The sequence below is a fragment of the Microcystis sp. M090S1 genome, from assembly GCF_020246295.1.
In the GTDB taxonomy this organism is placed as follows: Bacteria; Cyanobacteriota; Cyanobacteriia; order Cyanobacteriales; family Microcystaceae; genus Microcystis; species Microcystis aeruginosa.
In genome coordinates, this window is record NZ_JADBTF010000084.1 from 1 (window position 1) to 13,246 (window position 13,246).

The 13,246-nt window shown below is 45.9% G+C and carries 11 protein-coding genes; 8 read left to right on the forward strand and 3 right to left on the reverse strand.

The features are described 5' to 3' along the window. Positions 1–203: 203 nt before the first annotated feature. Positions 204–371, reverse strand: coding sequence for a hypothetical protein (locus IM477_RS03665; protein ID WP_002801704.1), 168 nt, complete (start codon positions 369–371; stop codon positions 204–206). 191 nt (positions 372–562) lie between these two features. Between IM477_RS03665 and glmU the strand changes: the two genes are divergently transcribed. Next, positions 563–1,915, forward strand: coding sequence for a bifunctional UDP-N-acetylglucosamine diphosphorylase/glucosamine-1-phosphate N-acetyltransferase GlmU (gene glmU, locus IM477_RS03670; RefSeq protein WP_287730573.1), 1,353 nt, complete (start codon positions 563–565; stop codon positions 1,913–1,915). A gap of 303 nt (positions 1,916–2,218) precedes the next feature. On the opposite strand, the gene IM477_RS03675 is transcribed toward glmU, so the two are convergent. Then, positions 2,219–3,727 (reverse strand): DUF3370 domain-containing protein, encoded by a 1,509-nt coding sequence (locus IM477_RS03675; protein WP_287694685.1) that lies wholly within the window; start codon positions 3,725–3,727, stop codon positions 2,219–2,221. Between the two features lie 655 nt (positions 3,728–4,382). On the opposite strand from IM477_RS03675, the gene IM477_RS03685 reads away from it, so the two are divergent. Further along, a complete protein-coding gene (locus IM477_RS03685) occupies positions 4,383–4,964 on the forward strand; it encodes a thioredoxin family protein (protein ID WP_149987311.1) in 582 nt (193 codons plus the stop codon). Between the two features lie 165 nt (positions 4,965–5,129). On the opposite strand, the gene IM477_RS03690 is transcribed toward IM477_RS03685, so the two are convergent. Then, a complete protein-coding gene (locus IM477_RS03690) occupies positions 5,130–6,392 on the reverse strand; it encodes an FGGY-family carbohydrate kinase (protein WP_287730574.1) in 1,263 nt (420 codons plus the stop codon). A 2-nt stretch (positions 6,393–6,394) separates the two neighbouring features. Here IM477_RS03690 and IM477_RS03695 point away from each other — a divergent pair, with 2 nt between their 5' ends. From IM477_RS03695 to IM477_RS22895, 6 genes are all read left to right on the forward strand, one after another. Next, positions 6,395–7,456: a tocopherol cyclase family protein gene (locus IM477_RS03695; protein ID WP_287730568.1), complete on the forward strand. Its 1,062-nt coding sequence runs from the start codon at positions 6,395–6,397 to the stop codon at positions 7,454–7,456. 290 nt (positions 7,457–7,746) lie between these two features. Then, on the forward strand, positions 7,747–9,492 hold the full coding sequence (gene kdpA, locus IM477_RS03700) for a potassium-transporting ATPase subunit KdpA (RefSeq protein ID WP_287730569.1): 1,746 nt from the start codon (positions 7,747–7,749) through the stop codon (positions 9,490–9,492). A 15-nt stretch (positions 9,493–9,507) separates the two neighbouring features. Next, complete coding sequence (kdpB, locus tag IM477_RS03705; protein ID WP_287730570.1) at positions 9,508–11,667, forward strand: potassium-transporting ATPase subunit KdpB; 2,160 nt, start codon at positions 9,508–9,510, stop codon at positions 11,665–11,667. Further along, entirely contained in the window at positions 11,667–12,884 is a 1,218-nt protein-coding gene (locus IM477_RS03710) for a DNA cytosine methyltransferase (protein WP_287730571.1), read from the forward strand. The genes kdpB and IM477_RS03710 overlap by 1 nt, the downstream gene beginning before the upstream one ends. Before the next feature lie 40 nt (positions 12,885–12,924). Next, positions 12,925–13,167 (forward strand): potassium-transporting ATPase subunit F, encoded by a 243-nt coding sequence (locus IM477_RS03715; protein ID WP_287730572.1) that lies wholly within the window; start codon positions 12,925–12,927, stop codon positions 13,165–13,167. A 33-nt stretch (positions 13,168–13,200) separates the two neighbouring features. Then, positions 13,201–13,246: helix-turn-helix domain-containing protein (locus tag IM477_RS22895; protein ID WP_353737100.1), on the forward strand; the 46-nt coding region annotated here is incomplete at its 3' end.

The window sequence follows — 13,246 nt, forward strand, 5'->3', positions numbered from 1 at the left end:
AACAGAGTAAATCTGTTAAGGCAGGTGCGAAAAATCCTTCGGGAAAGAAGCAGAAACCCAAATCGTGAGGTTTGGGAATCGCCGTCCGTTTTACGGCGGCGAGGATGTCAATAATCTACACCTATCTGGAATTCTCAAAAAACATTTTCCCACCTTCTCGCTAGTAAGAGGGTGGGATTTGAGAATTCTTAGGGAAATTTTCTTTAATTTAGGTTTTGATTCTCTTGGTTTTTGCGCTTGAGGTTTTGCAGTTGTTGCAGCAGTACCTCGATTTCCGCTTCTAGATGCAGGTATTTCACCTGTTGGTCAGCTTGGTAGGTGGTGCGAATCTGTTTCATGGCGGAGGATTCCTTAGTTAGTACAGTTGTCATAGCGGTATCTATAGAGTGCTAATTATGTTTAATTGTTTCAATTTGTATATAGTACCTTAACAATGTCTTAAAGAAAACCTTTTTATGGTAGTTTCTCAACTGGCACAGGATTAAAGAGGGGAAAAATTCTTGCAACCAAAGGGATCGGAGTGCGATATACTCAGTCGCGAACGATATTGGCAAGCATGACCATGGTAGCGGTAGCAATTTTAGCGGCGGGTAAGGGAACCCGAATGAAGTCCAGCCTTCCGAAAGTTTTACATCCCCTCGGCAGTCGATCGCTAGTGGAACGGGTCCTTAATGTCAGCGAATCCTTACATCCGCAGCGAAAACTGGTGATTATCGGTTATCAAGGGGAACAGGTGCGAAATAATCTACAGCATCTTGAAGATATCGAATTTGTCGAACAAAAGGAACAGTTAGGCACTGGCCATGCTATTCAGCAGTTAATCCCCCATTTAGAGGACTTTCAGGGGGATTTGTTGGTCTTAAATGGCGATGTTCCCCTGTTGCGTCCCGAAACCTTGCAAAATCTTCTCCAGATTCATAAAAACCATGGTAACGCTGCCACCCTCTTAACTGCTAACCTCCCAAACCCGAAAGGTTACGGTCGAGTTTTTTGTGATGGCAATAATCTCGTTAAGCAGATTGTCGAAGAAAGAGACTGTACCGATGCCCAACGACAAAACCACCGGATTAATGGAGGTATATACTGCTTTAATTGGTCAAGATTAGCGGCTATACTGCCTAATTTAACGCCCAATAACGATCAAGGTGAGTATTACCTCACGGATGTGGTCAATTTTCTCGATCCCGTCATGGCCGTGGATGTGGAGGACTTTTTAGAAATTAGCGGCATTAACGATCGCAAACAATTGGCCGCCGCCTATGATATCCTGCAAACTAGAGTCAAAGATGATTGGATGGCCGCTGGAGTCACCATAATTGACCCCGATAGTGTCACCATTGAGGATACTGTCACCCTCAGTCCCGATGTGATTATCGAACCCCAAACCCATCTGCGCGGTGAGACGATAATCGCTTCTGGTTGTCGTATAGGTCCGGGGAGTTTAATCGAAAATAGTCGGATAGGCAGCGATGTAACGGTCTTATTTTCGGTTATTTCTGATAGTCAGGTGGATTCTGGTTGTCGCATCGGTCCCTATGCTCATTTGCGCGGAGAAGCGAAAATTGGGGCTAATTGTCGAGTCGGTAATTTTGTTGAAATTAAAAAAAGTAGCATCGGCAATCAAACCAATATTGCCCATTTATCCTATCTGGGAGATGCCACTTTAGGGGAAAAAGTTAACGTTGGTGCGGGAACAATTACGGCTAATTACGATGGCGTGAAAAAACACCAAACTCTGATCGGCAGTGGCACAAAAACCGGGGCAAATAGTGTTTTAGTGGCTCCTTTAAAATTAGGAAAAAATGTCACCGTGGCTGCGGGTTCAACTATCACTAAAAATGTCCCCGATAATGCTTTAGTTATTGCTCGCGAAAGTCAGCGTGTGATCGAAAATTGGGCAGATCAGTTTCAGTAGGTTAATTCCGGGATTTAAGGCAAGAAAACTGTTGCTAAATTCCGAGATTAGAGTCAAGATAAACGGGGAGGGAAAGAAAGAGGGGTTGAGTACCATTCAACCGGCGTTGCTGATTTGAGATATGAATCTTCTTTTGTGGGATTTTTAAAACCTAGACCCAAACTAACTTTTGGATGGGTGCAAGATTGTCATTCATACCTTGATTCAGCAACGCCCTTTTTTTTTGCTTCCTCTCAGATTAACTCCTGTCAGTTCGCCGTAACAGACAAGGCAGTCAGTGATTTTTGTCTGTTGCAATTTATTTTAATTTTCCAAAGTCTTAATTGTAACCACCTGCGGCGGTGTAGAATCAGGTGGATAAATAACATCTAATTGTACTTTTATTTGAGTTCCTGGTTTTAAATCTAGTTTTAATAAAGGATCTAAAACCTGCCCTGTTCTATGCCATAAATGTACATAACGGGTTTGTTGTTTACCTTGATCATCGCTATATTTTAAACGCACTGTACCACGGAAAAAGGGAAAGTCTAATGATGGTTTTCTAAATTTAATTCCTTTTTCAGATAGTCTATCTTCTTTTAATGAAGTTTCTAAAGTGATGCTAACTGTCTGATTTTTATCAGTGTTATTAGTTAAAGGTATGTTGAGTTGATATTCTACCCCATAGTTACCATGTGCTTCGTAAGCAGTATCAGGATACCGCACTAGCATTTTTGCGGTTTGGCTTTGTTCTGTTCCTAACCTTCCACCCCGTAAGGTGGCTATGGGATAAGAAATAGTTTTACCTGGTTCGGGAATAGTCAGGGTTTGGGTTTTGGTGTTGTCTGTGAGGTTTGCTTTCCATGTTGCACCTTCGGATATACCTGCGACTCTGCTGTAAATTAATTGACCTCCTTTTGCATCTGGGGGTGTGGGGGTTTTATCTCTTGGTCCTGCAAAGTTACCGTTATTTAATAAGTCTTGCCATTCTTTTAATGTGGGTGCGCGCTCGCTACCATCAGCATTTTTTTTCGCAAACATGGCTAAACTCGCTGCATAAATTTTACCACTGCTATTTAATCGGAAAAAACTGGATCTCCCATTGACAGGTTTTTCTAAATTTCTGACTGGGATAGGATGGTTTAACAACATTTGACTTCCCCCAGCAGGAATGACTATTCTTGCTGGAAATTCTTTTTGACGTACTCCCCGCAAAACATCCGCTACTGCTCTTGCACCTGGTCCAGAAAATGCTTTACCATCGTTATTTTCTATGTAGGGTTGCAAGGTGACAAACGGTGCTTCTGTCATTAAATAACTCGCACCTTGTAAAATGTTAATAGTGATAGGTTTTTTACTGGGATTATGTAAAATTACTCCTATATATAAGGTTTGTAAATCCTTGGGAGTGTGGGTATAATGATGAGCAAATAAATCAAATCTGCCTTGAATGGGAAAGTTTAAATGTGCGGCTGGAACTTTTTTGTTATTAGGTGTAAAAGTAGAAAGTAGAATACCTTCATTTTTGATCCACTCTGGACTGTTGCTATTAAAAACAGGTATTTTATCTAAACTACCGGGTAAAGGGCGCACTTCTCCAGTTTGTACAATTTCTTGGGGTGCTGGTTTTGCAGGTGTTTGGGCGTTTACTTGATTTTTCTGATGATAGCTATTGAAAGTTGTACAGCCAATAGTTTGAGTAATCGCTAATCCTGATATGATGATGAATACAGGTTTGAGGATGTGGTTTTTTGCTTGCAAAGTTCCCATAATTTTATTTTTCCAGTAAGTTTGCCATTTGCCAGTTTGCCGTTTGCCGTTTGCCTGGAGCATCTCATTTATGCAAGTGAGTAATTATACTTGTCCCTAAAACTGGTTTCTAGCAAGGCTTTCAAAATAGCTTGACATAAAACCTGATTTAGTGGTTACAAAGGTGAGATGCTCCCAAGTTTGCCAGTTTACCAGTAAGTTGTCCAGAATGTTATGAACTGGATACAATGTATGGAAGGTTAATTTCTGATTTTCTGTAATGTGTGTAAATTGAAAGCAACCCAGTCATTTCGACTCAAGAGTTCGATAAATGGATATACTCATTGCATCTACTAATGACTTAAACGGCGCAACAGACCTAGGTTTTCCGCTCCATACCCCAGACGAATCCCACTGGCATCTTCACTAAATGTAACATCGAGTACCCAATGGAGACTATTTTCGATACTCCAATCTGCGAATCACCTCGGCCTGTTTTTGGGCATCCGCTGCTAAACTACTGATGAAGAAGCGAATTTCTGTAGTAGTTTTATTCCACAATTGGCGGACACTGCGAACTATGACTACTGCAGCTCTAACCAGTAATTTAGATAGGTCAATGGCTTATCAGTTCACTGATTACTGTTTACTGATGCTGGTTAAGGCCTTAAATTTGCGCGATGAAGCGTGAAATGCTATAAAAATCTCAGTCCTCCCTATAGAAAAGAGTAGAAACTTTATGGCACGCACCGAGTCCACAATGTTAGATCTGGGGACAAAAGCTCCCAGTTTTGCCTTACCCGATGTGGTTTCGGGTGAAACTATCTCTCTGGACAGCTTTGCGGCTAAAACCGCTCTGTTAGTCATCTTCCTCTGTGAACATTGTCCCTTTGTTAAACACATTCAAGAAGAACTTTCCCGTCTAGGTCGCGATTATGCTAACACCAATCTGGGCATCCTCGCAATTAGTTCTAATGACGTGGAGAAATATCCCGATGATTCGCCCGAAAATTTGAAAAAAATGGCGATAACCCTTGACTTTAAATTCAATTTATGCTATGACGAAAGCCAAGAAGTGGCGAAAGCTTACACGGCAGCCTGTACTCCCGATTTTTTCCTCTTTGATAGTCAGCGCATCCTAGTCTATCGCGGTCAATTGGATGATAGTCGTCCTAGTAATGGAATACCGGTGACAGGCAAAGATCTGCGCGCCGCTATTGACAAGGTTTTAACCGGTCAACCGGTGCCGACGGACCAAAAACCGAGTTTAGGCTGTAATATCAAATGGAAACTGGGTAATGAGCCACCCTATTATGGTTAATTAACGAAGGGTGTAGGGTGTGGGGAAGTGGGGAAGTGGGGAAATGGGGAAATGGGGAAGCTGTCTCATCACCCTATCGCCCCAAAACCCTATCACCCTATCTCCTGAATACTGACTCCTGACGACCGACTCCTAACCCCACCAACAAACTTTTTGCCGCAAACCCTACTTATGAGAATATTTCAATAGCGTAACCGATTGCTGTGCTAATAGGGCAGTACCATAGGCCGCTTGCTCCTGTTGAGATAAAAGCACGGGAACCCCTAAATGACGCTGACGAATTATTCTCCAAGTCGAATTTTTTGCCCCACCACCCGCACTATAAACTCGCTCTAATTTATTGGCTCCCAATTCCTGTAAACGCTGATAACCTAAAGCTTCAATGCGGGCAATACTTTCCAGTAAACCATGCAAAAATTCTCGAGGATTATCGGGCCGGGGAGTCAGTTTCACGGGTAAAAAAGGATCATTAATTGGAAAGCGCTCGCCCGCTTTTAGTAGAGGATAATAATCTAAATTACTTTCTTTTTGTCCATCTATTGCTAAACTATAATTTCTCAATTCTTGATCAGAAAAAAACTTCTTTAACACTGCTCCTCCCGTATTGGATGCCCCACCAGTTAACCACAAATTTCCTAAACGATGACTATAGATGCCATAGTTACTATCATCAACTTTCTGGCTACTTAATAATTTTAAGACTAAAGTTGAACCTAAAGATGTCACCCCATCCCCTAAAGAATTAGCACCACTGGCTAAAAATGCCGCTATGCTGTCGGTGGTTCCCGTATAAATTAAACAATCTTTCGGGATAGCAAAACGAGTCACTAAATCCGGTTTAATAGTATCGATCGCTGTACCCGGGGCAAAAATTTGCGGTAATAAATTAAACATCGGTAAATTCTCTAACCAATCGGGATAACAGAGATTTTCGAGATCATAACCTAACTTTAAGGCATTGTGATAGTCACTAATTCCCAGTTTACCGTGCAGGAGAAATGCTAACCAATCCGCTTGCGAGAGAAAATAACGCGCTTGCGAAAAAATTTCTTGTTCACTCCACCAAAGTAATTTAGCTAAACTGGAGGTAGCACTAATCACGGGATGGTGAGGGAGTGCTATAGCTTTAATTGCTTCTAAAAAGGCAATTCCTCGCCCGTCATTGTATAATATTGCCTCAGAAAGAGGATTACCCCAATTATCACATAATAACACCGTCGAGGAAGTACCATTAATTGCGATCGATTTAAGTTCTGAACGCACCGAATCCCCTAGATTATCCAATAAATAAAATAGGGCCTTTTGCCAATCCTGAAAATTGGCATTAGTGAAAGGATAATGAACCTCAGCGACGATATTTTTGCTAGAATCAATAGCAATCGCTCGCGCTCCCGATGTGCCAAAATCAATACCTAAAGATAAACCCATCGATGTCTTCACAACCCCCTCATTCTGGCTACCATTGGGATGGTATCACTCCCCGATTCTTTGAAGGTTGGTACTTCCGAGTCATGATTCCGCAATTAGCCGACGGATTCGCCTTTATGTATTCTATTCAAGACCCAAGCGGCGGTCAAGTCAATAGCGGCGGAGCGGTACAAATTTTAGCCATAGAATCTAATTATCTTTGTCGCACTTTTCCCGATACGGATAAATTTTGGGCAAGTCGTCAGGAATTAGCCATTATCCATTGGGGAAAAACTAACTTAAAAATCCGTCCCTGTCTCCTTTCCCCGTCAGCTTTTTTTGAGTCTGTTCAAGAGGGTTATCAAGCAACGGCAAACCAGCAGCAAGGACGAATTTATGATCCCGTCACTGGAGAAATCTGTCAATGGGATTATTGCGTTGAAACTAGGTACAGTTGGGGAGATAACAAGCGTTTACCCCAAGCAACAGCAGGAATATTATCTTATTTACCGATTTTTGACCCAGGTTGGCAGATTTTAACTGCTCATGGTTTAGCAACGGGAATGATTACCTATGGGGGAAAAAATTACCAATTTGAGAATGTACCTTTTTATAGCGAGAAAAATTGGGGTTATTCTTTCCCCGAAAAGTGGTTTTGGATTAATTGTAATGCTTTCCCTGAAAATCCCGATTTAACCTTAACCGCAGTGGGTTCTACCCGGAAAGTTCTCAACTGGACGGAATCGGTGGGAATTATCGGTATTCACTGCCAAAATCGCTTTTATAAGTTTGATATCTGGGATTCTCAACTAAGTTGGACAGTGCAACCCTGGGGATACTGGGAAATGAGGGCAACCAACGAGAATTATACCATTGTCTTAATCGGTATCAGTGATCATCCTCCCGATCGCGTGCGTGTACCCACAGAAAAAGGTCTCTGTTTTGCTTGTCAAGATACCCTCAAAGGTAAATTATCGATAAAATTGGCTGATAGTCGCGGTAAAAACATTATAAATAGCTCTAGTTGTCTAGCTGGTCTCGAAATTGGCGGTATTTGGCCATCAGCTTGGATTAAACACTTGTGACCTAACATCTTAAGAGTCACTGATAATTGCTGATTGTCGGTATTGCCGCATAAGTGCGTAAAAGCTGATAGGACAACGAACGGAAAAAATATAGATTGTCAAGGTGCGACAAATCGCTATAATCGTTCCAGCAGAGGCGATAATAATCCCTCGACATCCATTTGTTAATGATCGCTAATGATTAGACAAACTCGGTTTTCAGCAAGCGGTTTCGAGGCAGCGAACCCGTGAGTTTCCCGGTTGATCGTTGATCGAGCCTCCACGGGACTTTTTTTGGAGTTGATCGAACCATGTTGCAAGGATGGATTCAAATCGCGCTCACGATCCTGATAATCGTGGCGATCACCCCCTTTTTCGGGCGGTATATGGCTAGGGTGTTCATGGAACGGAGAACCCTACTCGACCCACTGTGCGATCGAGTCGAGAGTCTTCTTTACACCTTCGTCGGAGTGAAAGGGAAAGAGAATATGACCGGCTGGCAGTACGCCCGCGCCGTTCTCTACAGTAACGCGGTAATAGCAATTCTGGTTTTTTCCCTGATTGCGGGCCAAGGAGTCCTTCCCCTCAACCCGACGGGGATCCCCGCCCCTTCTTGGGACACCACCCTACATACGACGATTTCCTTTATCACCAACAGCGACCAACAGCATTATTCCGGAGAAACCACCCTCAGCTACGGGAGTCAGCTCTGGGGTCTCGGCTACCAGATGTTCACCTCGGCCGGAACCGGTCTAGCGGTGGGGATCGCCTTTATTCGGGGATTGACGGGGCGACCGTTGGGCAATTTCTACGTGGATCTGATCCGAGCGATCACCCGTATCCTCTTACCGATCTCGATCGTGGGGGCAATTGCCCTGATCATCGCCGGAGTCCCGGAAACCCTCGCAGGCCCGGCGATCTTGCCGACGCTAGAAAACCCCAACCTGAGTCAGGCGATCGCCCGCGGTCCGGTGGCCCACTTCGAGATTATTAAGGAATTGGGAGAAAACGGCGGTGGCTTTTTTGCCAGCAACTCGGCCCACCCCTTTGAAAACCCGAACGGATTCGTCAATCTGGTGCAGTTGGTAGCGATTCTCTCGATTCCCACCTCCCTGATCTATACCTACGGGGTTTTCGCCGATAATCTCAAGCAAGCTCGGTTAATCTATCTAATTCCCCTCGGTATCTTCATCGGCTTTACGATCATCACAGCGATCGGGGAATATAACGGCAACCAGGCGGTTAACTCCCTGCTAGGGGTGGAGCGAGCGGTTAACTTCGAGGGCAAAGAAGTACGCTTCGGTTGGGCGCAATCGGCCCTGTACGCGGTAACTACCACGGCCACCATGTGCGGTGCGGTGATCGCCATGCACGATTCCTTGATGCCGAACGGCGGCTTCGCCACCCTCTCGAATCTGTTCCTGCAAATCGTTTTCGGCGGCCAGGGAACCGGCACCGCCTACCTGTTTGCCTATCTGATCCTGGCGGTATTCGTCACCGGGCTAATGGTGGGGCGAACCCCCGAATTCCTCGGGCGCAAAATCGAGAAACGGGAAGTGGTGTTAGCGAGTTTTTTAATTCTGCTGGTTCACCCGATCGCCATCCTCATCCCTGGAGCGATCGCCCTTGCCTTTCCCGACTTTCAGGGCATCAGTAACCCCGGCTTTCACGGATTATCTCAAGTTATCTACGAGTACGCTTCCGCCGCTGCCAATAACGGGTCGGGATTCGAGGGACTAGGGGATTCCCAACCCGCGCCGCTTGCGATCGCGGCTGGGGCGAAACCGACGATTACCGCTCTCTGGTGGAATCTGAGCGCCTGCTTCAGTTTACTCGCCGGACGGTATATCCCGATCGCCGCCCTGCTCTTGTTAGCCGATGGGATGTCCCGCAAACAACCGGTTCCCGCCACCACCGGAACCCTCCGCACCGATACCGGACTCTTTACCAGCGTGACGGCGGGGGTGATTTTAATTCTCGGTGCGCTCACTTTCTTGCCGATATTAGCCCTCGGGCCGATCGCGGAAGCCTTTCAAATCACCCGGATGATCGGCTAGGAGTTTAGATAATTTATGAGAACGAACAAAGGAAATTCTAAATCCTCCCGCCCGTTGCGAGTGCCGAGAGGTCGCCGGGACGATCGCCGCCACACCCCCAAGGTAAACCGGACAGGTCTCTATCAACGCGCGATCCGGCAGTCCTTCCTCAAACTGGACCCGCGCATCGCCGTGCGTAACCCGGTCCTGTTCGTGGTCTGGTTAGGAACGATCGTCACGGCCCTGGTCACGATCGACCCGCATCTATTCGGCACGATCGCCGGGGATAGGGGACAACAACGGCTACTTAACGGCATCATCACCCTCATCCTCTTCTTCACGGTGCTGTTCGCCAACTTCGCCGAGGCGATCGCCGAGGGGCGAGGAAAAGCCCAGGCCGATGCCCTGCGCTCCACCCGCAGCGACACGATGGCCCGGAAAATCCTTGCCGACGGCTCGATCGAGTCGGTCAGTTCCACGGCCTTGGGTCGGGGCGATCGGGTAAAACTGGTGGCCGGGGACGTGATTCCCGCCGACGGGGAAGTGATCGAGGGAATCGGTTCGGTGGATGAATCGGCGATCACCGGAGAATCGGCCCCCGTCCTCAAACAACCCGGCACCGACATCGCCAGTTCTGTCACCGGTGGTACGCGGCTTCTCTCGGACGAGTTGACAGTGCGGATCACTCAAGATCCCGGCCGGGGTTTTATCGATCGCATGATCTCCCTCGTGGAAGGGGCCGAGCGCACGAAAACCCCCAACGAGATCGCGCTGACGGTACTTCTGGCCGTGTTAACCCAAGTCTTTTTAATTGTCGTCGCCACGATTCCCTCGATCGGGAACTATATCGCCGGTTTCCTGGAAACGAGCCTCGGGCCGGCGGTCGCGGATACCTTTCGGGCCGGTTCCAGTATCGCCATCTTGATCTCGCTCCTCGTCGCTCTCATTCCCACGACGATCGGCGGTTTATTGAGCGCGATCGGCATCGCTGGGATGGATCGTGTGGCTCAGTTTAACGTCATTGCCACCTCTGGACGCGCGGTGGAAGCCTGCGGCGACGTGAATACCCTCCTTCTCGACAAAACGGGAACGATCACCCTCGGAAACCGGCTGGCTGACGAATTTATCCCCGTGAACGGTCATAACCTCGAGGAATTAGCCCGCATCTGTCTAGCGGCCAGCCTTTTCGACGAAACCCCGGAAGGACGCTCGATCGTTGCCTTAGCCCGGAATTTGGGCGCGAACCTCGATATCGATGGCCAACCCGGCGAGGGAATCGAATTCTCCGCTCGTACCCGCATGAGCGGCACCGATAGGGACGGCGAGGAATACCGTAAGGGAGCCGTAGACGCGATTAAAGGTTTCGTCCGTTCCCGCGGTGGTTCCGTTCCCGAAACCCTCGATGAGGCACAGGAAAGGGTTTCCCGTTTGGGGGGAACTCCCCTCGCCGTCTGTCGGGGTAACGATATCTACGGGGTGATCTATCTCAAGGACATCGTGAAACCGGGATTAAAAGAGCGTTTCGACCAATTACGGCGCATGGGTGTGAGAACGATCATGCTCACCGGCGACAACCAGATCACGGCGGCGGTGATCGCGGCGGAGGCGGGGGTGGATGATTTTATCGCCGAGGCCACCCCAGAAGATAAGATCGAGGTGATCCGTCGCGAGCAAGCCAAGGGCAAGTTAGTTGCCATGACGGGAGACGGAACCAACGACGCACCCGCACTGGCCCAGGCTAATGTCGGTGTGGCGATGAACTCCGGAACCCAAGCGGCGAAGGAGGCTGCCAATATGGTGGATCTCGATTCCGACCCGACCAAGCTGATCGATTTAGTGACCATCGGCAAACAGTTACTCATTACCCGCGGCGCCCTGACCACGTTTTCGGTAGCCAACGATATCGCCAAGTATTTCGCCATTATCCCGACGATTTTCGCCGCCGCCGGGATCGGTGCTTTAAATATCATGGGTTTGAAAAGCGCTCAATCGGCGATCGTCTCGGCCCTGATCTACAATGCCCTGATTATCCCCGTTTTGATTCCCCTAGCACTTAAAGGCGTTCAATTTCGCCCGCTCACTGCTGACCAACTATTGCGGCGCAATATCCTCATCTACGGCGTGGGAGGCATGATTGCGCCGTTTATTGCTATTAAGATTATTGATGAGATAATTTCAGCGATCGGGTTGAGGTAATGGCAAAATCGGCAATATTTAAGCCTAGTTTATTCGGATTGAAGCACTCGAATCGGGATTTTAACCAAAAAGAAACATGGGGTAAAAATCAATTTAACTCCTCATTTCCAGCTTCTTTGTGCGCTTACTTGGATTGGAAAGGACTGAAAAATGTATATCTGAAACTTGACGAAAATTTAAAAATTCAACCTGCGGAGTTAAGTACACAAGAGTTATACGGTCTAGCTCCCGATTCCGATCATTTATTTTATGCTTTCGAGAGTCAATTTAGAGGAGGGAGCAAAATGATCACAATCGATTTATTTGCTGGTTGTGGTGGTTTATCTTTAGGTTTCCAGAAAGCGGGGTTTACTATTGTGGCCGCATTTGATAATTGGATACCTGCTATAGATGTCTATAGAAATAACTTTAGTCATCCGATATTTAATGTCGATTTATCTAGAGAATCTAGCCAAGAAATATTTGCTCAATATAATCCTGAGATTATTGTCGGCAGCCCTCCTTGTCAAGACTTTTCCAGTGCGGGTAAGAGAGACGAGGGTTTAGGACGAGCGAATCTAACGCTCACATTCGCTGAAATTGTCACTAGAGTAAGTCCCCAATGGTTTGTTATGGAAAATGTGGATAGAATTGAGAAAAGTAAAATACTCACTCAAGCAAAACAAATTTTTAAAAGCCATGGTTATGGTTTAACTGAAAAAGTTATCAATTCTTGTTACTGCGGAGTTCCTCAAACTAGAAAAAGATATTTTCTGATCGGTAAAATGAAGGAAGAAGATGATTTTTTAATCGATGAGATCAATGAAAATCTATCAAGTCAACCTCTGACTGTATTTGACTATATGGGCAAAGAATTAGATATAGAATACTATTATAGACATCCTAGAAGCTATCAAAGAAGGGCGATATTCAGTATTTATGAACCTAGCCCTACTATTCGAGGAGTAAATCGACCAGTTCCCAAAACCTATCGACAACATCCCGGTGATGCTTGTCATCTCAAGGAAAAATTAAGACCGCTAACAACGAGGGAGCGAAGCTATATTCAAACTTTTCCTAAAGACTTTATTTTTACAGGAACAAAATCTAATCTAGAACAAATGATTGGCAATGCGGTTCCTGTTAATTTGGCTAGATATGTAGGCCAATGTATTCTTAACTATGAATTGAAAAAGGGGAACAAGACAACCTATCGACAACTACAGCTATTTTCTTGATTTACTGGCAAAAACAAATCTCCAAAAAAATCTAATTCTTATGAAAGCAGCCCCTAGAAAATACCGATTTTTCTGGTATATTTTCTTAAATTTCTGTCTGACAATTCTTTTCTCCTCCATCGTTCAAGCTTCTACGGGAAGCACTATCGATAGGGGGCAAGCCTTCGCATTAACCCTTTTAGGATTAGTCGCCTTTGCTTTATTTATCTATCTGTTCTTGGTCATCGAAAATTTTGGGTCTGAAACCCCGTCGTTCTACGACGGCTTTACTGTTAAATATTAGCACATTTACGAAATATATGCTAAAATGTGAGGTATGGAAAAAGCCTACTCGTTCCGATTTTACCCCACACCCGAACAAG